17 protein-coding genes and 1 pseudogene are annotated in these 18366 nt (G+C 68.2%); 12 read left to right on the forward strand and 6 right to left on the reverse strand.

Annotation, left to right across the window (positions count from 1 at the left end; all coding sequences use genetic code 11):
* Positions 1-9 precede the first annotated feature (9 nt).
* Positions 10-258 (reverse strand): annotated as a pseudogene (locus Q9K23_RS12495) (integrase core domain-containing protein); the annotation flags it as partial.
* Positions 259-346: 88 nt separating this feature from the next.
* On the opposite strand from Q9K23_RS12495, the gene Q9K23_RS12500 reads away from it, so the two are divergent.
* Positions 347-742 carry a hypothetical protein gene (locus Q9K23_RS12500; RefSeq protein WP_020794641.1) on the forward strand — a complete coding sequence of 132 codons (396 nt, stop codon included), beginning with the start codon at positions 347-349 and terminating at the stop codon, positions 740-742.
* Positions 739-1740, forward strand: a complete 1002-nt coding sequence (locus Q9K23_RS12505; protein ID WP_053777172.1) for an IS3 family transposase — start codon at positions 739-741, stop codon at positions 1738-1740. The genes Q9K23_RS12500 and Q9K23_RS12505 overlap by 4 nt, the downstream gene beginning before the upstream one ends.
* Positions 1741-1878: 138 nt before the next feature.
* Here Q9K23_RS12505 and Q9K23_RS12510 read toward each other — a convergent pair whose 3' ends face one another.
* Positions 1879-3399 carry an alpha-amylase family glycosyl hydrolase gene (locus Q9K23_RS12510; RefSeq protein ID WP_053777638.1) on the reverse strand — a complete coding sequence of 507 codons (1521 nt, stop codon included), beginning with the start codon at positions 3397-3399 and terminating at the stop codon, positions 1879-1881.
* A gap of 52 nt (positions 3400-3451) precedes the next feature.
* Positions 3452-4258, reverse strand: coding sequence for a DUF308 domain-containing protein (locus tag Q9K23_RS12515; protein ID WP_053777621.1), 807 nt, complete (start codon positions 4256-4258; stop codon positions 3452-3454).
* A gap of 182 nt (positions 4259-4440) precedes the next feature.
* On the opposite strand from Q9K23_RS12515, the gene Q9K23_RS12520 reads away from it, so the two are divergent.
* Positions 4441-4860, forward strand: coding sequence for a DUF1801 domain-containing protein (locus tag Q9K23_RS12520; RefSeq protein WP_020789708.1), 420 nt, complete (start codon positions 4441-4443; stop codon positions 4858-4860).
* On the opposite strand, the gene Q9K23_RS12525 is transcribed toward Q9K23_RS12520, so the two are convergent.
* Entirely contained in the window at positions 4832-6196 is a 1365-nt protein-coding gene (locus Q9K23_RS12525; protein ID WP_020789707.1) for an NtaA/DmoA family FMN-dependent monooxygenase, read from the reverse strand. The two genes, Q9K23_RS12520 and Q9K23_RS12525, sit on opposite strands and share 29 nt — an antisense overlap.
* Positions 6193-7365: an LLM class flavin-dependent oxidoreductase gene (locus tag Q9K23_RS12530; protein WP_053777639.1), complete on the reverse strand. Its 1173-nt coding sequence runs from the start codon at positions 7363-7365 to the stop codon at positions 6193-6195. The genes Q9K23_RS12525 and Q9K23_RS12530 overlap by 4 nt, the downstream gene beginning before the upstream one ends.
* A gap of 185 nt (positions 7366-7550) precedes the next feature.
* Between Q9K23_RS12530 and Q9K23_RS12535 the strand changes: the two genes are divergently transcribed.
* From Q9K23_RS12535 to Q9K23_RS12560, 6 genes are all read left to right on the forward strand, one after another.
* Positions 7551-8711 (forward strand): LLM class flavin-dependent oxidoreductase, encoded by a 1161-nt coding sequence (locus Q9K23_RS12535; protein WP_053777622.1) that lies wholly within the window; start codon positions 7551-7553, stop codon positions 8709-8711.
* Entirely contained in the window at positions 8708-8890 is a 183-nt protein-coding gene (locus Q9K23_RS12540) for a hypothetical protein (protein ID WP_053777623.1), read from the forward strand. Before Q9K23_RS12535 ends, Q9K23_RS12540 begins: the two co-directional genes overlap by 4 nt.
* A gap of 205 nt (positions 8891-9095) precedes the next feature.
* Positions 9096-10625, forward strand: a complete 1530-nt coding sequence (locus Q9K23_RS12545; protein ID WP_238403808.1) for an ATP-binding protein — start codon at positions 9096-9098, stop codon at positions 10623-10625.
* Positions 10589-11518, forward strand: a complete 930-nt coding sequence (locus Q9K23_RS12550) for a metal ABC transporter substrate-binding protein (RefSeq protein WP_053777624.1) — start codon at positions 10589-10591, stop codon at positions 11516-11518. Before Q9K23_RS12545 ends, Q9K23_RS12550 begins: the two co-directional genes overlap by 37 nt.
* Positions 11515-12294 carry a metal ABC transporter ATP-binding protein gene (locus tag Q9K23_RS12555; protein WP_020791807.1) on the forward strand — a complete coding sequence of 260 codons (780 nt, stop codon included), beginning with the start codon at positions 11515-11517 and terminating at the stop codon, positions 12292-12294. Before Q9K23_RS12550 ends, Q9K23_RS12555 begins: the two co-directional genes overlap by 4 nt.
* Positions 12291-13166, forward strand: a complete 876-nt coding sequence (locus Q9K23_RS12560; RefSeq protein WP_020791806.1) for a metal ABC transporter permease — start codon at positions 12291-12293, stop codon at positions 13164-13166. Before Q9K23_RS12555 ends, Q9K23_RS12560 begins: the two co-directional genes overlap by 4 nt.
* Before the next feature lie 50 nt (positions 13167-13216).
* On the opposite strand, the gene Q9K23_RS12565 is transcribed toward Q9K23_RS12560, so the two are convergent.
* Complete coding sequence (locus tag Q9K23_RS12565; protein WP_053777625.1) at positions 13217-13801, reverse strand: nitroreductase family protein; 585 nt, start codon at positions 13799-13801, stop codon at positions 13217-13219.
* Positions 13802-13903: 102 nt separating this feature from the next.
* On the opposite strand from Q9K23_RS12565, the gene Q9K23_RS12570 reads away from it, so the two are divergent.
* The 3 genes from Q9K23_RS12570 to Q9K23_RS12580 all read left to right on the forward strand — a co-directional run bounded on the left by Q9K23_RS12570 (position 13904) and on the right by Q9K23_RS12580 (position 17896).
* A complete protein-coding gene (locus Q9K23_RS12570) occupies positions 13904-15322 on the forward strand; it encodes a plasmid pRiA4b ORF-3 family protein (RefSeq protein ID WP_020791803.1) in 1419 nt (472 codons plus the stop codon).
* Between the two features lie 360 nt (positions 15323-15682).
* Entirely contained in the window at positions 15683-16246 is a 564-nt protein-coding gene (locus Q9K23_RS12575; RefSeq protein ID WP_305950138.1) for a TetR/AcrR family transcriptional regulator, read from the forward strand.
* 294 nt (positions 16247-16540) lie between these two features.
* The gene (locus Q9K23_RS12580) at positions 16541-17896 is read left to right on the forward strand and encodes an NAD(P)/FAD-dependent oxidoreductase (protein ID WP_053777626.1); all 1356 of its coding nucleotides are present in this window, start codon (positions 16541-16543) and stop codon (positions 17894-17896) included.
* Positions 17897-18366 lie beyond the last annotated feature (470 nt).

Consider the following 18366-nt stretch of genomic DNA (forward strand, 5'->3'; position numbering starts at 1 on the left):
GGGTGGGATTCATGCTGCGATGGATAGTGTCGCAGTGTAAAGGATTTCGTAGTCGATAGGTGTGCTGTAGCCACACCAGGAGTGTCGGCGACGGGTGTTGTATCGCACGAGCCGGCCGAAGACTTCACGGCGACGTGCGAGTTCATCAGGCCGGTACCGCTCGTCCTGGAGGACCTCGCGTTTGAGTGTGGCAGTGAACGCCTCGGCCGTCGTGTTGTCGGCACTTGTCCCTACCGACCCCATCGACTGGGTCACCCCCTGTGGGTCAAGGTTGAGTGAGACACCGGCTCATAACGTTGAGCTCGACTGATCCGTAGCACGGGGCGGGGATTGTAGGAATGTTCCGATGACGATGACCGTAGCCGATATCGACCATGATGCAGGGATGGGACCGCGAGCGCAGAACCCGAAACGACGCAGCTTCACCCAGGAGTACAAGGCGCAGATCCTGGCCGAGTACGACCAGGCCGACCGTAGCGAGCGCGGCGCGATCTTGCGGCGGGAGAACTTGTACTCCTCCCATATCGTTGAGTGGCGCAAAGCAGCCGCAGCCACCCCGCCGGCGGCTGCTGCCGGTGGCCGGGCGCGCGATAGGGAACTCGAGCAGCTACGGGCCCGCGCGGCCCGCGATGAAGCGGAGCTGGCCCGTACTCAGGCCGCGTTAGACCTGGTGGGAAAAGCACACGCGCTCTTGGAGATGCTCTCCGAGAGCGCGGACACTCCGAAGCAGTCACCACGGTGATCAACCCGTTGGTCGATGAGCTGGCCGAGCATGTCCCGGCCAACAGGGCATGTGAGTTGCTGGGCCGCCCGCGGTCCTCGCATTACCGCAGCAAACTGCCCCCGGTCCAGGGACCCCGGCGGCCACGACCGACGCCGTTGAACGCGCTCTCGGCAGCTGAACGGGCCACGGTCGTGGCAGTTGTGACCAGCGAACGGTTCTGCGACAAGGCCGTCGCTCAAGCCTGGGCGACGCTCCTGGACGAGGGCACCTACCTGTGCTCGATGTCGACCATGCACCGCATCCTCGCAGCACACAACATGTCCGGGGAACGACGTGCCCAGGCCCGCCATCCGGCGAAGAAGAAACCCGAACTGCTGGCCACCGGCCCGGGGCAGGTGTGGTCCTGGGACATCACCAAGATCCGCGGACCGGTTAAGGGCACCTGGTATCACCTGTACGTCATCATCGACATCTACTCCCGCTACATCGTGGGCTGGACCCTCCAGAACCGCGAAGACTCCACCATCGCCGCTGACATGATCGCCGCCGCGATCAGCGTGCACGGGCAACCCGATTCGCTGCACGCCGACCGCGGTACCTCGATGACCTCGAAAACAGTGACAGCGTTGCTGCTGGACCTGGGTGTAGACCGGTCCCACTCACACCCGCACGTCTCCAACGACAACCCCTACAGCGAGGCCGCGTTCAAAACCCTCAAATACGCGCCGGTGTTCCCTGACCACTTCGGTTCGCTCGCCGACGCGCGAGCGTTCTGCGAAGGATTCTTTGCCTACTACAACCACGAACACCATCACAGCGGGATCGGCCTGCACACCCCGGCCTCAGTGCACTACGGGACCGTCACCGAGATCCGCCGGCAACGACAAGCGACCCTCGACGCCGCGTACCAGGCCCACCCCGAACGCTTCGCGAACCAGCGACCGGTCCCACCGAAACTCCCCACAGCGGCCTGGATCAACCAACCCCAACCGGAGGCCCTGATACAAAGCGCCTAACCATGACCTGTCTCAAACACCTTGACATCTTCCGCGATCGGCCACGTACCCTCATCCGGAGCAGGCACTCACAATCTGAGCCCTCAGGAAATGCCAGGGTGGATCATTCCTCGCCCTTCGTTCTCGGTCCCGGCTCGATCACCAAGTAGTGGTTGCTGGTTGAGGCCACACACCGGTTGAGATCTCGAGCACGTGGGCACCCCATGGCGGGAGCATCACGAAGATCGTGGGGTCCGGGTCGTCGGGACGCTCGTAGGTGACGTCGGCGATCGGATCGGACAATGTTGCCGGGCGGCCGGCCAGGTCGTTCCATGCCGTGTGCACCAGCCCGGCCCCGTCGGCGTCGTCGAGGTTCACGACGAACAGCCACCGCCGCCCGGGACCCGACCACGACCATGCCGCCAGCCCCGGACCCGCGGGATTGTCGGGCCAGCCGTGGATCTCCAATGCACTGAACCCGCCCGCGTGCAGGGCCTCGTCGCCGAGGACGGCCAACAAGCGCCGGTAGAAGTCGGGGAGTCCTTCCACCACCGGCTGCTCGGGTTCGCGGCGCAACTGCACGGGCAGCCGGACGGTGCGGCCGTCGAACTGACCCTCGTAGACCAGCCGGGCGCCCGGCTGGGTCAACGCGGTGATCGCCGCCGTCCGATGGCGATCACCGAAGACCTTCTGCGCGCGTGACTCGTCGTGGTTCTCGATGAAGTGCACCGCACCGTCGCGATCGAGCGCCTCGGCGATCAGCGTGCCGATGCTGTGCGGATGATGCTCGAGAGCATCGGTGAATCCCTTGTCGTAACAATGGTCGAAGCCCTGCGATCGGAGCAGACCCTCTGTGCCCCAATAGGCTTCGGCGATGAACAGGAAGTCGGGATGATCGGCCCGGATGGCCGGGATCACCGCGTCCCAGTAGTCGACCTCCGGGGCTGGACCGACCCGGCCGGACCAGGTTTCCCCGAAGATCCGGTTGCACATCAGCATCGCCATGTCGCAGCGCACACCGTCGCACTGTTCGGCGATCGAACGCACCGTGTCGCGAGCCGCCGATCGAAGACCCGGATCGAAGGCGTTGAGCTGCAGAACGTCCCGCCACGGTGCGAAGTAGGGGTCCCGTCCGTTGGCGATCACCGTGCCGCCCACTTGCACGAACTCCGTGGGATGTGCGGTGAGATCGGCGTCGGTACCGGTGACGAATCGCTGCGGAGACGCCGTGGCCCACGGATGATCGGTGGCAACGTGATTGGGGACGAAGTCGAGGATCAGACCGACACCCCGCGCAGCGAGCGCGCGGCGGGCCGCAGCCAGCCCCTCGGGCCCGCCGAGGTGGGGGTCGACAACGTAGTCGCGGATCGAATACGGCGAGCCGACCACGTCGTCGGCGGTGAAATCGGGCAGCGCCGCCCGGAAGGTGTCGACCAGCGGGTCGTCGGCCAGTCCGATGCGGACACCCGCGGGACTACGTTGCCACACCCCCATCAGCCACACCGCGTCGATCGGACCGGAGCCGATGGATGATGCGGTGACCTCGTCCCAGATCTCCTCCGGCACCGATCCGAGCGTCACCTCGCGTCCGAACGTGGAACCCAGGCCGGACAGCCAGGGCCAGGTGTTGATCTCGTAGATGACCGGGTGGCGTGCGATCGGCACGTGCTCGGCGCGCATGGCGTCCACCCTGCCAGAGGTCGGTGACGTGCGCTCACCATGTCGATCGGGATCAGGACCGCTTGACGATCGCGGCGATCCCGACGATCGCGGCGAGTACCCCGAAGACCAGGGTGAGCCACAGTCCGATCCCCACGTGGACATCGAGGAACGACAGATCTCTGACATCGTTGATGTCGACGAGGGCGATCAATGCGGTGAGCGCGCCGGCGAGAACGGCGACGACCCCGGCGATCGGATGAAGCACCGACCGTTTGCGGATGATCGCGCTGACACCGCCGAGGATCAGCAGCACCGCACCGATGACGAGGGTCAGGGCGCCGTCGGTGGCGCCGGTGTCGGAATCACCGAGGCCCTTGACGGTGACGAAGCCCGCGACCCAGGGCAGGAATGCCGAGACGATCAGGACCAGGCCCGAGAATGCGATCAGACCTGCGATGACGGAGACCGCTACGGAGATCGGGCCCGACGCCGGGGCCGGTGTGGCCGGTGTGGCGCCGTACGGGGCAGGTTGCCCGTAGCCGGGCTGACCGGGGACGGCCTGTCCCGGTTGGGGTTGGCCGTAGGCGTGCTGCGGCTGCGCGAAGTCCGGCACCGGCGGTGGCCCACCGTGCCCGAACTGTGGCGGGGCCTGCGGGGCGGATCCGTGCTGCGGGTATCCCGGCTGTGCTTGTCCGGCGGAACCGTATCCCGGCTGTGCGGGTCCCGGTTGGGCATACCCGGGTTGCGCAGGTCCGGCCGACGCCGCGCCGTGGACCTGTGTCGGCGCGGCCGGGTCGACCTGGTCCGGTGGCTGCCACGGCGGTGTTCCGCCGGGCACGGCGTTGTTCGGACGGTACTGGGGGTCGGGGTAGGACATGGCTGCCTCGGATCGGGGTGTGCTGTGGATCGGTTTTGGGGGATTCGAGGCAAACGTAGACCCGCGGACGCCGTGCGGGAAGGGTTTTGTCCATTCAACGATGCACCCGCAGACCTGGGGATTTCTCCCCATCGGACCGCTCCCCACAGGACTGTTGTCGGATGCCCACCTACCCTCGATGCATGGCGAAGACCCGACCCACCGATGCGTCGGTGCCCGAGTTCCTCGACGCCGCGACCCCTGCACGACGCGTCGACGAGGGGCATCGGCTCGATGCGATCATGCGCGAGGAGACCGGCGCCACCGCGGTGATGTGGGGACCATCCATCGTCGGCTATGGCACCTACCACTACGTGTCGCCGTCGACGACGTCGCGCACCGAGGGCGACTGGCCGAAGGTCGGGTTCTCCCCGCGCAAGTCGGCGATCTCGCTGTACGGGCTCAAGGACCTCCCCGAGGGCGCGGCCCTGCTGCCGCGCCTCGGCGAGTACACCGAGGGCGCCGGATGCGTCTACGTCAAACGGCTCGACCGGATCGACGAGCAGGTGCTCCGGCAGCTCATCCGGATCGCGTTCACGCGACCGGACGATCCGCCACGCTGAGTTGCGGCCGCGCCAACCCGAGGTGGTCACGCAGGGTGGCGCCCTCGTACTCCGTGCGGTACACACCGAGATCCTGCAGCACCGGCACCACGTCGTCGACGAACCGGTCGAGGCCGCCGGGCACGATGTGTGGGACCAGGATGAAGCCGTCGGCGACGTCGTCCTGCACGAAACGGTTGATGGTGTGCGCGATGGTCTCCGGGGAGCCGATGAACGCCTGCCGCCCGGTGACCTCGATGATCAGTTCACGGGTCGTCAGATTCTTGGCCTCGGCCAGGTCCCGCCACTCCCGCGCCACCGCGATCGGATCGCGGTGCATGCGCACGCTCGCCCGACCCTTGGCGACGGTGTTCTCCCCCGGGAGCGGATCCACCTGGGGCAGCGGGCCGTCGGGGTCGTGATCGGAGAGATCCCGGTTCCACAGTTGCTCCAGGAACTTGATCGCCGTCTGGCCGCTGACCTGCTGCAACCGCACCTCGTGGGCCAGCTCGGCGGCCTGCGCATCGGTGTCGCCGACGACGAAGGTGGCCGCAGGCAGCACCAGGAGGTCCTCGGCGCGCCGGCCGTAGGAGGGCAGGCGTCGCTTGACGTCGGCGTGGAAGGCGCGGCCGGCGTCATAGGTGGCGTGCCGAGAGAAGATCGCATCGGCGGTGGCCGCGGCGAACTCACGCCCCTCGTCGGAGTCACCGGCCTGGAAGATCACCGGCCGGCCCTGCGGTGGGCGGGGCGCGGGAAAGTACCCACTGATGTCGAATTGTGAACTGTGGAACTCGAATTCACCGGCATCCTCGCGGGCGAGGAAACGTCCGGTGGCCGGGTCGGCGACGATGTCGTCGTCACGCCAGGAGTCCCACAGCACGGCTGCGGCGTCGAGGAACTCCTTGGCCCGGGCGTACCGCTGATCCTCCGGGAGATAGCCGCCGCGGCGGAAGTTCTCCCCGGTGAACTCGTCCCAGGAGGTCACCACGTTCCATGCGGCACGCCCCTCGGACAGGTGGTCGAGGGTGGCGAATTGCCGTGCGACGTCGACGGGTTCGTTGAAGGTGGAGTTGATGGTGCCGGTGAGCCCGAGGTGTGTGGTGACCGCGGCGAGGGCGGACAGCACGGTGAAGGTGTCCGGACGGCCGACGACGTCGAGGTCGTAGATCAGGCCGTTCTGTTCCCGCAGCCGCAGTCCCTCGGCGAGGAAGAAGAAGTCGAACCTGCCGCGCTCGGCGGTCTGTGCGAGATGGACGAAGGAGGCGAAGTCGATCTGGCTTCCCGAGGCGGGGTCACTCCACACCGTGGTGTTGTTGACCCCCGGGAAATGTGCGGCCAGATGTACCTGTTTGGTCATGCGACACCGGTCTTCCGTGTGGTGAAGTGGTTGTGGGGGCGGGCGAGTCCCAGGCGTTCCCGAAGCGAGGCATCGGCCTGGTCTGTGCGAAACAGGCCGCGGCGCTGCAGTTCCGGGACGAGATCGGCGACGATGACCTGCAGATCGTGGGGCAATGCCGCCGGGCGCAGACGGATGCCGTCCACCCCGTCCACCGACGTCCAGCGTTCGATCTCGTCGGCCAGCCCTTGCGCGGTTCCGACGACGAGTCCGGCGGCGGCGGTGGAGCCCTCCCCCGCCCAGGCATCGAGTTGTTCGAGACGTTGGGCCGCATCGTCTTTCGATGATCCGAGGACCACCGGCAGGTCGACGAGCACCCGCACCGGTGCATCCCCGGCGCGGCCTGCGGCGGTACGGGCGGCGGCGATGGCCCCCACCGCCCGAGCGGCGTCGTCGACGTCACCGGGGGTGATGAAGCCGACGTCGGCGGAGGCACCGATGAGCTGCAGGTCGGTGGCGTGGGCTCCGGTGGCGGCGATGATCGGCCGGCCTTGCGGCGGCCGTGGGGTGATCGAGGGGCCGCGGACGGCGAAGTGCTCGCCGACGAAGTCGATGTAGTGGAGTCTGTCGCGGTCGACGAAGCGTCCGGTCGCCACGTCCCGGATCTCCGCGTCGTCCTCCCACGAGTCCCACAGCCGGGCCAGGACGGTGGCGAAATCGGTTGCCTCGGAGGCGAGAACGGCAAGAACGGAGGGGTCGTCGGGGAAGCTGCGGCGACCGAACAGGCCGGCCTCACCGGGATCGGCGGTGGTGCGCAGGGCGACACCCGCACGTCCGCCGCTGATGTGGTCGAGGGTGGCGATCGCCTTGGACACGTGGAACGGCTCGGTGTGGGTGACGGTGGCCGTGGGGATCAGCCCGATGCGGGCGGTGGTCGGGGCCAGCCGCGATGCCAGCAGGACCGCGTCGAGCCGCCCGACGGCACGGTCGGTGCGGGGGTGGCCCCGGTGCAGCGCAAAGGAATCGGGGATCGTGACGAAGTCGAGCAGCCCGGTCTCGGCAGTGGCGATCAGACCCTGCCAGTAGTCCGCGCGGGTCAGTGCCTGCGGTTGGGCATCGGGTGCCCGCCAGGCGCCCGGGTGCGATCCCGCACCCTCGAGCGCGACTACGAGGTGAATGTGGTCGGCCATCACTTCCTCCATCGGTCGGATCGTCAGATTGCCGTCCTCGCCTCGAACCATCGGCCGGCGAGCCGGATTCCGCGGTCGGCGGGATCGAATCGGGGTGGGTCAAACCCTGTCGATCGCGCGGCGATGGCGCTTCGGTGGTGGGGTCAGGCCGTACACACGGTGGTCGGGATCGGTTGAGGAGCGACATGTCCGAAGTCGGTGCGCCCCCGGCCCCCGCGCCCGCCATCGCCCTGTCGGTGCTCGACCTCGCCCCGGTGACCGAGGGCAGCGACGCCGCCACGGCCGTCCGGCGGGCCGTGGCGCTGGCCCGGCATGTCGAGAAGCTCGGATATCGCCGGTACTGGCTGGCCGAACATCACCTGGTCGCGGTGGCCGGCTCGGCCACGTCGACGCTGATCGGGCTGGTGGCCGCCGCCACCGACACCATCCGGGTGGGCTCGGCGGCCATCCAGAGCGGCCTGCACACGCCGGTGTCGATCGTCGAGGCCTTCGGCACGATCGATGCGCTCTACCCGGGGCGCCTGGATCTGGGACTCGGGCGGTCGGCGCAGCGTCGCACCGAACTCGCCGGGTCGATCCCGCCCGTGGTGGCATCGACACCCCAGCCCGACCAGGTCGTCGACGGTCTGCTGATCCCGGCACCGTTCCCCGTCGAGGCGTTGCTCGGCGCACCCCGGATCGTGGCGGCGTTCGAGGCGATCCAGTTCGACGGTGCGACTCCCCCGGATTTCGACGACGCCGTCGGCGATGTGCTGGCGCTGCTGGACGGACGATTCCGGTACGGCGACATCGGGTTGTCGGCGGTCCCGGGTGAGGGCGCCGACGTGGCGGTGTGGATCTTCGGCAGCAGCAAGGGGCAGAGCGCACAGACCGCCGGGGCCCGTGGACTGCCGTTCGTCGCGAACTATCACGTCAGCCCGTCCACCGTGCTGGAGGCGGTGGAGGCCTATCGCAGCGCGTTCCGGCCGTCGGCCGTGCTCGCCGAACCGTATGTGGTGGTCTCCGCGGATGTGGTGGTGGCCCCCGACGATGCGACCGCGGTGCACCGCGCCTCGACGTACGGGCACTGGGTGCACGGCATCCGCAGCGGGGCGGGCGCGCAGCCGTACCCCGATCCCCGCACCGCATCCCCGCTCGACGCGGATGCCCGCGCGCTGGTCGACGATCGGATCCGCACCCAGTTCGTCGGCGGCCCCGACACCGTGGTCGACGGGCTACGGACCCTTGCCCGCGTGACCGGGGCCGACGAACTCGTGATCACGAGCGTCACCCACGACTTCGACCACCGCCTCCAGTCACACGAACTACTCGCCCGTGCATGGGGATTGGCGGTTTCTCCGGAATGACTGACATCGGTGGGGCGCGTGGCATCTACGCACGTCTGCACAGATCGGTGACCGCCGGGGCCGGGCAGTGGATGCAGCGCCTCGACCTCGACACGAGTGCACTGGCTGCCGCAGCGGCACTGCATCCGGAAGCACCGCGTACGTCGATACCGCTCGGCGTGGACCGCATGCCGGGATGACCCGCGCTCGGCCGGCACGGGGAACGAGATGTCGTAACATGTTGCGTCACAACGTTTTTTCTCGGTGAGCATCGTTGCACCGACACCATCAGTCCGCAGGTACGGCCGCTTGTCTGCGTGACATCGCCGGGATGAGCGTGTAGAACGGAAACCTTCACCACCCATGGTGTCGGCGATGCGGGGCTGCCCGCCACGACGGATACCCATGACACTGACCGAAACCGGTACGACCAGAGCTGCACAGGCCCCCATCACCGACGCCGCGGCATGGATCGATGCGCTGCCCGACGATTCGGCGCAGGCCCTGCGCGCCCTCGGCGACCTGCTCGTCGGCACCACCCGGGACCTCGCAGACCACGAGACCGAGGAGATGTTCACGGTTCGTGGACTCGGCGTCGCCGGCTGGTCCGGAATCCTCTACGAGAGTACGTATCTCAACGGCGTGCAGGCGACGTCCGTCGCCCTCGCACTCGGCGAGCTGATCTCGCGGTATGACGCCGAGCTCGGTCCCGAGGACTACACCACTCCTCCCTCCTACACACAGACCACGGTCGGCGAGACGGCGTACCACCACCCGAAGCTCCTGCGGGCTATCTTCCCGGCCGGCACGCTGCTCCACGGTGCACCGATGGTGATCGGTATCGACGCTCGGACCGGTGTCCACCACGAGCCCGAGATCACCGCATTCGTGACGCGCGGGCATCAGGTGGAGGCACGCGAGGTACTGGACACGCTGATGGCGCGCGCCTACGCGCTGCATCCGTACCGCGGGCGGATCGTCCGCGCGGGTGCGGGCGAGGTCTTGAGGTTCTCCGCGATGAGCCTGCCTGCGGCACTGCGCCGCGAGACGGTGGTGGTCGACGCCGGTGTGTGGCGGGACATCGACCTCGGGATCGCTGCGGTGCGTGATCGCCACGCGTTCCTCAACGCGCACGGCCTCGCGTCGCGCCGGGGAATTCTGCTGGCCGGTCCGCCGGGGACCGGCAAGAGTGCGGTGTCTGCGGTCGTCGCCACCGAGGCGGTCGAGGCCGGCTTCACTGTGATCTATGTGGAGGCCAACGCCGGAAAGTACCTGCTGACCAAGGTGATCGAGGAGGCGCAGCGACTGGGCGGGCCGGTGGTGATCGTGCTCGAGGATGTGGACCTGTTCGTGCGGGACCGCCGCGGAGGAGGTGGCGGGCTCGGCGAGTTGCTGCAGGCCATGGACATCGCCTCCGATGCACGCATCCTGACCCTCGCCTCGACGAACGACCCCGCCACGCTCGACGCCGCTGCGGTCCGGACCGGACGGTTCGACAGCATCGTGGAGGTCGGCTACCCCGACACCGCCGCGGCCGCACGGATCCTCGCCGCACTGGTCGAGAACATGCCCGGGGAGGTGGACTGCGCAGCGGTCGCCGCCCGGCTGCCGGAACGGACGAGCGGCAGTGACCTGCGGGAGATCGTGCGCCGCGCGGTCCTCGGCGGCAGTGACGGAGCTCTGACGACCCGGGCGTTGCTGGCCGAGATCGGCTCGGGCCGCTATCGCGCCGACCCCCCGCGCAGGGGCAGTACCTGTAGCCGAGGGTGGGGACTGCGTCGCGTCGGCACCACGCCCCTCCCAGACCACGAACCCCCCAGACCACGAACCGCCGACCCGCCCGTTGTCCGAGATCTGCCACTTGCGCAAATCAGGGTGGCCGAACTTATAGTATCGGCATGCCAAAACACAGGGCTCGGTTTCTCGCGACACTGATGGCCTCACTGCTGGTCGCCTGGACCGCGGTGGCGTGCTCGACCACGTCGCCGGACGACGGTGACAAGCCGGTGGTGCTGACGACGTTCACCGTCTTGGCCGACATCGCCGCCAACGTCGCCGGGGACCGGCTGCAGGTGGAGTCGATCACCAAACCGGGTGCCGAGATCCACGGCTACGAGCCCACCCCGGCCGACATCCGCCGCGCCGCGCAGGCATCGCTGATCGTCGACAACGGGTTGAACCTGGAGGCCTGGTTCGCCCAGTTCATGGACGACCTCGACGTCCCGCACGTGGTGGTCAGTGATGGCATCACACCGATCGACATCACCTCGGATGCCTATGCGGGCAAACCGAATCCGCACGCATGGATGAGCCCGCTCAACGTCGGGATCTACGCCGACAACCTCGCCGAGGCCTTCGCCGAACTCGATCCCGACGGCGCCGACGGCTACCGCGCCAACGCCGCCGCGTACAAGAACGAGCTGGCGGCGGTACAGAAGGACCTCGTGTCCTCGCTCGACGCCCTGCCCGCCAACGAACGGGCGCTGGTCACCTGCGAGGGCGCGTTCTCCTACCTCGCCCGAGACGCCGGGCTGACCGAGCGCTACATCTGGCCGATCAACGCCGAGCAGCAGGCCACCCCCCAGCAGGTCGCGGCGGCCATCGACTTCGTCCGCGACAACCGGGTGCCGGCCGTGTTCTGCGAGTCCACGGTCCCCGACAAGCCGATGCAGCAGGTCGTCTCGGCCACCGATGCCCGCTTCGGCGGCACCCTCTACGTCGACTCCCTGTCCGAGGCGGACGGCCCCGTCCCCACCTACCTCGACCTGATCCGCCACGACGTCGACACCATCGTCGCCGGGCTGACCGGAACGAGCCCCGCATCATGACCGAATCCACCGCACAGCAACCGGTGATCGACGTGCGTGACCTCAGCGTCCGGTACGGCGACACCGTGGCCCTCGACGGCGCCGACCTGCGTCTCGGGACGGGCACCGTCTGCGGACTGATCGGGATGAACGGTTCCGGCAAGTCCACGCTGTTCAAGGCCATCATGGGGATGATCAGCCCCGATGCCGGCACGGTCCGCGTCGGGGGAAGACCCCCGGCAGCCGCCCGCCGCAACGGTGCGATCAGCTACGTCCCGCAGTCCGAGGACATCGACTGGTCGTTCCCGATCTCGGTGCGCGAGGTGGTGATGACCGGCCGCTACGGACACCTGGGGCCGACCCGTCGACCGCGCCGCGCCGACCACGCCGCCGTCGACGAGGCGCTGGACCGGGTCGAACTCGGCGAGTACCAGCACCGCCAGATCGGCCGGCTCTCCGGTGGGCAACGCAAGCGTGCCTTCGTCGCCCGCGGTATCGCCCAACAGGCGTCCATCCTGCTGCTCGACGAACCGTTCGCCGGCGTCGACAAACGCACCGAGGCCACCATCAGCACGCTGCTGCGGGAGCTGGCCGACGGCGGGGCCACCATCCTGGTCTCCACCCACGACCTGCACGCCCTGCCCCGACTCGCCGACCAGGCCGTGCTGCTGATGCGTCGGGTCCTGGTGCATGACACCCCCGATGTGGTGATCACCCCCGACAACCTCATCCGTGCCTTCGGTATCGATCCCCTCGACACCTCCCCCACGGCCGCCCCCCAGGAACAGCATCCATGACCGCGCTCGTCGATCTCCTCCTCGACCCGTTCGACTACTCCTTCATGACCCGCGCGCTCGCCGCGACACTGATCGCCTCCCTCGTGTGTGCGCTGCTGTCGTGCTGGCTGGTGCTGATCGGCTGGTCGCTCATGGGTGACGCCGTCTCACATGCGGTGTTGCCCGGAGTGGTCCTCGCCTACATCTTCGGCGTGCCGTTCGCGTTGGGCGCCATCGTCTTCGGCTTCCTCGCCGTCGGACTCATCGGTGCCGTCCGCAATCCCGGCCGGATCAAGGAGGACGCCGCCATCGGCATCGTGTTCACCACGCTGTTCGCGCTCGGCCTCGTCCTGATCTCGGTCACCCCCAGCCAGACCGACCTCAACCACATCATCTTCGGCAACCTGCTCGGCGTCTCGCGCTCGGATCTGATCCAGATCGCGGTACTCGGCGCCGTCGTCGCCCTCGTGCTCATCGTCAAACGACGCGACCTCACCCTCTACGCCTTCGATCCCACCCATGCCTACGCCATCGGACTCAACCCCAAACTCCTTGGCGCACTGCTGCTCGGGTTGCTCGCCCTCACCGCGGTGACCGCCCTGCAGGTGGTCGGAATCGTCCTCGTCGTCGCGATGCTGATCATCCCGGGGGCCACCGCACACCTGCTCACCGACCGGTTCCACCGCATGCTACTCATCGCGCCGGCGGTGGCGATCATCAGCGGCGTGATCGGCCTCTACGTCTCCTACTATCAGGACACCTCACCCGGCGGGATGGTGGTGCTCACGCAGGGGATCGTGTTCGCGATCGTCTACCTGTTCAGCCCCGCTCATGGCGTCGTCACGGCCGCGCTCCGGAAGGCCAGGCCGGTGGCCGAGGTGGCGAACGCGTGAGGTGAGACCGGGCCCAGAACATGTGGGGAGTCGGCGGGTACCCGGCTTGGTCACGACCCCGCCGGCAGCCTCCGGTCCCGAACCCATGTCACGTCGTCCCGACTCCGACGTCCACGAGCCACACCCGGACCCTCGCCGTCCGCCTGCACGCCGACCCCGAACGCCGTCATCGACGTCACCTCCCACTCGCGGGGCACGCCGAACTCGGCGGCGACCGCATCGCGATCGAACGCCCGGAACTGGTGGGCATCGAGACCGATCGCCATCGCCTGCAATGTCATATGGGCAACCGCCTGCCCCATGTCATAGTGCGCGAACTCCGAGTACGCCCAGTCTGTCCCCTCGACCAGGACGCGCACCACGTTGACGACGATGACCGAGGCGTCGGGTGCCCACCTCGATGAGCTCGCCGCCAGATGCGCAACGATCCGCGCATGCACCGGATCGTCTCGCCGGCCGACGATGAACGACCACGGCTGTGAGTTTCCCGCCGACGGGGCGAGCCTGGCGGCATCGAGGATCGTGTCGATCGCCGCGTCCCCGACCACGGCATCACGGTCGAACCGGACCGGACTGTACCGGCCCAGGATCGCCGGGTGGAGCACCGGTTCGGCGGGCACGTCGCACACACTCATCTGGCCAGTGTGCCAGTCCATCTCGCTCGGGGGAGATGTCCGGCTCCCGTGGGCACGCGAACCGGACCGCCTCCTTCTCGCCTGGACGACTACCCTGGCCACATGGCCGACACCCCGTCCGAGGACGAGATCCGTCAACAGTTCGAGGCATTGATCGCAGGGCTCGACCGTGACGCGACGACCGATGCCGTCAGGTCGATGGTGGACAGGCCAGGTCCGCGCACCCTACGTCCACCGCGACCGCATCTGCGCAAGCCTCCGCTCCCCCATCCGGTGCTGCTTCGTGTTCGTATCGACCTCGACGACGCACGACCCGCGATCTGGCGGAGCCTCGACATCCGATCCGACGTACGGCTCGACGTCGTGCACCGTGCGATCCAGACGTCGTTCGCGTGGCTCGACTACCACCTACACCAGTTCTCGTTGGGCGGCGCTGCTTTTCGCCGCGACACCGAATTGTTCCTGTGCCCGTTCGACGTCGACGAGGGCGACGAGGAGGGAACCCCCGCCACCGACGTCCGCCTCGACGAGACGCTGCACGAGCCCGGCGACACCCTGCACTATGTGTACGACTACGGCGACGACTGGCAGCTCACGCTCCGCCTCGAGGAGGTGCTGCCGCTGCCCGCCGACGCACCGGCCGTGCGCTGCGTCGACGGGCGCCGGGCCGCACCTCCCGAGGACTGTGGGCATCTCACCGATGCCGACCAACTCGCCGAGGTGCTCGACGATCCCGCCCATTTCGATGTCGACGAGGTCAACGCGGTGTTCGACGATCCGATCAACCGGATCGCCACCGCGGGGATCGATCCACGGCTGCATCGACTGCTCTATCGGCTACAGGCGCAGCCGGACTCCGATGATCTCGTTGCCCGGGCTGAACGCCTGCTCGCCGTGCCGGAACCGATGGCTGCGGCCGCACTCGCCGAGGGGCTCCACCCGATTCTCTGGTTCTTGGACCATGCCGGCGACGACGGCTTCGTGCTGACCGCGAGCGGATACCTCAAACCCGTCGACGTCGGACCGGCCTGCGCGGTGGTGCCCTCGATGGAGGGCTGGATCGGTGCGCGCACACGCGAATCCGATTGCGCTCCGCTGCAGAACTTCCGGGAACTGCTGCAGAAGCTGGGGTTGCTGCGCAAGTACAAGGGACGACTCGTTCGGACCCGACGCGGCACCGCGTTGATGAACGATCCCGCCGGGCTCGTCGAGTATCTCGGTGAGCGGCTCGTCCCGACCGACGCCTCCGGCTTCGACGTCGACTCCTCGATGCTGCTGCTGTTCTTCGCGGCCACGTCCGAGGACGGGGTTCTGCCACTCGAGCGGATCGCGGAGCTGCTGACCGCCTTGGACTGGCGTGTGGGCGGCGGCGAACCGGTCAGGAGCTACAACCTGTACGGTCCGGTGCACAACCTGTTGGTCAACGTCTCCGAGCCGAGGTCTTCCCGCGATCCGGTCACCCTCGGCGCAGTTGCAGCCGCCATCGCCCGGAGCGCGTTGACCGGACAGCGCCCCGGCTGACATCCGGCACGCGAATCTGGTCGCGGTCCACCGGCCATGACTGGGTATCCCCTTGACCACGTGGCGTGCAACGGGTCTCGAAGCCGTGGCCGCGGGCCGCTCGACGCTGGCGAGGCCTGGTGACTGTCACGACCGTCGGCCGCCGACGACAGGTGGTGGTTACCCGGGCCGGGCGGCTGCTCCGCTGATGCGGCTGACGAGCCGCGGTGGCTCCGGGTCAGATGTCCTGGAATGATACGATCTCGAATCGTGATCGAGAAGGCTCGTCGCTCTGCGAGGACCTCCGTCCCGTCGAGTCGATCTGGGGCGGCAGTTCGGTCGGCGCGCTCTGCTGGGGTCCAGCGGCGGGGCGTCGAACGCGTGCAGGCGATCCTCGATGCGGCGAGCGAGCTGCTCCTCGACGGATATGAGGCGGCCACCCTCAAGGCGATCGCGGAGCGAACCGGCATCCCGGTGGCGTCTATCTACCACTACTTCGCCGATCGCCACCAGATCGACGTCGAGCTGATCCAGCGCCACGTGCGAGCGTTCGACGACCGCGTCAAGGCTGCCCTCGATGCCAGCCCGCTCGAGACGCTGCCCGAGGCCGTCGAGACGGTCGTCGACGAGTCGGTTGCCTACTTCCGGGAGAATCCCAGCCTCATTCAACTCTGGTACGTCGGGCGCAACTCGATGTCCAAGACGGTGAGGGACTTCGTGCGTGCGTACGACGCTTCGCGAGCCGAGGAACTGGCTGCCTTCCTGCTCCGCCGGAAGCTCGTGCGCGCAGACATGCCGACCCGAGTCGTCGGCGTGGCCTGCGAGGCCGCTGACCGGCTCTTCGACACCGCATTCGAACTCTCCCCTCAGGGTGACGAGGGCACGATCGTCGAGACGAAGCGGCTCGTCACGGCCTACCTCGAGACCTACGCCGCCCGCACGTAGCTCCCCTCCGCCGGCGCTGACCGGCGCCTGTCCGCGCCCGCCGGGGGCCTTGTCGCCCCGACAACGCCTGGCGACTTCTCGGCGCGCCCTGCGGCGTTGTTTGCTGCCCCTCCGTCGGTCGCGGTCCGCCGGGAGCTGTTCTCAAGCCCCAGAATCGCCTCGCCGGGATTGCTTGACACGGTGTGACCTACGCCATAAATTCGATGTCGACTTTAGATCGAGTTTTGTGATCTGCGAGAGGTGCTGGGTGACCGCGGAGTGCCTCGCCATCAGATCGTCTACTGAGGAGACAGCATGCAGAACGAACCCCAGGGCCTCGACGGCCCTGCGGAGGCGGGGTCGCCGGAGGCCGACGTGATCGTCGTCGGCGCCGGCATGTCCGGACTGGTGGCCGCGCGCGATCTGCGCCGGCGCGGGGTCGACGTCATCGTCCTCGAATCGGCGGATCGCGTCGGCGGCCGGGTGATGGGCGTGACCACGGCGCTCGGCTCACACCTGGACCTCGGCGGGCAGTGGATCGGTGCGGGCCACCACCGCGTGACTGCGCTGGCCGCCGAGCTCGGTCTCACCAAGTACGACATGTACACAGAAGGCATGCCGGACATCATCGACCGGGGACGCAGGCGCCCCCTGGTCTCGCCGGCCACTCTGCCGATCATCCCGGCGCTGCTGACCGTCGACATCCTTGCCCGGACCGGACGCACCGACCGCTGGAACGACACCACGCTCGACCGGTGGCTGCAGAAGGTTCCGGGGCGGCTCGCCCGCCGTTTCCTCGAGGTCCTCGCACTGGTCTCCTGGACCGCGGACCTGGACCGTTTCTCGGTGAACGCCATGACCCGACTGGTGCGCGAGCAAGGCGGGATGTCGACCATCCTCGCGACGAAGAACGGTGCCCAGGAGGCACTTCTCGTCGAGGGGATCTGGACGCTCGCGGAGCGACTGGCCGCGGAGCTCGGCAGCCGTGTCCACACCGACAGTCGGGTCACCGCCATCGAGCGGGACGCAACCGGTGCGACCGTCCGCACCGTGGACGGTTCCTACCGTGCCCGCCGGGTGATCGTCGCCGTCCCGCCGCCCGTCGCAGCTCGCATCCACCACGATCCGCCGCTCCCGGCCCAGCGTGCGACCCTGGAGCGTGACACCCACATGGGGACGGTCTACAAGGCCGTCGCCGTCTACGAGCAGCCCTTCTGGCGAGACCGTGCCCGAGGTGAGCTGCTCGTACTCGACCAGCCCGGCCGCGTGATCACCGACTCGACGGCGCCCGGTGGCCCCGGACACCTCTGCATGCTCGCGTCCGGGCCGGAGGCACGGAACCTGGCAGACCTCGAGCCCGATGAGCGCAGGCGGGTGCTCCTCGACCCGTTGGTCCCGCACCTCGGCAAGCCCATCGCCGACCCGGTGGAGTGGCACGAGAAGGCGTGGCACCAGGACGAGCACGTCGAGGGCGGATATGTCGTCGTCCCCGACCCCGGCACCACCGCCGGCATCATGCCCCATCCGCACGAGCCGGCCGGCATTCTGCATTGGGCAGGCGCCGAGACCGCCGCCGAGCACCCCGGCTACGTCGAGGGAGCGATCCACGCCGGGGAGCGAGCCGCCGGAGAGGTCGCTGCCGCTCTCGAACAGTCGAATTCGTTCTCGTGAAGCACCTTCTGTCCCGCAGGAGACCTTCATGACAATTGCTCAACGCGTCGTATCCCCACGCGCTGGCCGCCCCACTCATCGTGCCGGCTCTGCTGTCGGCCTGCTCGAACAGCTCAGACAAGCCGAGCGGGTCGAGCCCGGATACTCCTGGTTCAGCCAGGGGTCATCCATCCGGGCCCTCTCGACCGCGACCCACCGGCCCAGCAACTGCTCACCCACACCGATCTCCCGCGCGACCTCGGTAACTCCTGCGCTCTGCTCCCATCACTCCGTCCTCCCTGACCAGCCTCACACTGGCCATCAGGATGTCCGGCAAATGGGGTCAACCCCAGGTCGCGACGTTGTGGATCGATCCTTCTCCTGGTCACAGCAATGGCGAAGGCCGGCCACCCGATACGACAAACTCACCTACCGGGCAGGGGTGACCCTCGACGCCATCGTCAACTGGCTACAGCACGCCAGGAGACACG

The organism is Gordonia sp. NB41Y (assembly GCF_030718915.1).
Classification (GTDB): domain Bacteria; phylum Actinomycetota; class Actinomycetes; order Mycobacteriales; family Mycobacteriaceae; genus Gordonia; species Gordonia desulfuricans.

What these genes read in the sequence shown, in the direction of transcription:
- Q9K23_RS12560 (WP_020791806.1), top strand. Translation starts at nt 12,291, where the DNA reads ATGACCGCGCTCGTCGATCTCCTCCTCGACCCGTTCGACTACTCCTTC.
- Q9K23_RS12540 (WP_053777623.1), top strand. Translation starts at nt 8,708, where the DNA reads ATGACTGACATCGGTGGGGCGCGTGGCATCTACGCACGTCTGCACAGA.
- Q9K23_RS12580 (WP_053777626.1), top strand. Translation starts at nt 16,541, where the DNA reads ATGCAGAACGAACCCCAGGGCCTCGACGGCCCTGCGGAGGCGGGGTCG.
- Q9K23_RS12570 (WP_020791803.1), top strand. Translation starts at nt 13,904, where the DNA reads ATGGCCGACACCCCGTCCGAGGACGAGATCCGTCAACAGTTCGAGGCA.
- Q9K23_RS12530 (WP_053777639.1), bottom strand. Translation starts at nt 7,365, where the DNA reads ATGGCCGACCACATTCACCTCGTAGTCGCGCTCGAGGGTGCGGGATCG.
- Q9K23_RS12550 (WP_053777624.1), top strand. Translation starts at nt 10,589, where the DNA reads ATGCCAAAACACAGGGCTCGGTTTCTCGCGACACTGATGGCCTCACTG.
- Q9K23_RS12500 (WP_020794641.1), top strand. Translation starts at nt 347, where the DNA reads ATGACGATGACCGTAGCCGATATCGACCATGATGCAGGGATGGGACCG.
- Q9K23_RS12515 (WP_053777621.1), bottom strand. Translation starts at nt 4,258, where the DNA reads ATGTCCTACCCCGACCCCCAGTACCGTCCGAACAACGCCGTGCCCGGC.
- Q9K23_RS12555 (WP_020791807.1), top strand. Translation starts at nt 11,515, where the DNA reads ATGACCGAATCCACCGCACAGCAACCGGTGATCGACGTGCGTGACCTC.
- Q9K23_RS12520 (WP_020789708.1), top strand. Translation starts at nt 4,441, where the DNA reads ATGGCGAAGACCCGACCCACCGATGCGTCGGTGCCCGAGTTCCTCGAC.
- Q9K23_RS12565 (WP_053777625.1), bottom strand. Translation starts at nt 13,801, where the DNA reads ATGAGTGTGTGCGACGTGCCCGCCGAACCGGTGCTCCACCCGGCGATC.
- Q9K23_RS12510 (WP_053777638.1), bottom strand. Translation starts at nt 3,399, where the DNA reads ATGCGCGCCGAGCACGTGCCGATCGCACGCCACCCGGTCATCTACGAG.
- Q9K23_RS12525 (WP_020789707.1), bottom strand. Translation starts at nt 6,196, where the DNA reads ATGACCAAACAGGTACATCTGGCCGCACATTTCCCGGGGGTCAACAAC.
- Q9K23_RS12535 (WP_053777622.1), top strand. Translation starts at nt 7,551, where the DNA reads ATGTCCGAAGTCGGTGCGCCCCCGGCCCCCGCGCCCGCCATCGCCCTG.
- Q9K23_RS12545 (WP_238403808.1), top strand. Translation starts at nt 9,096, where the DNA reads ATGACACTGACCGAAACCGGTACGACCAGAGCTGCACAGGCCCCCATC.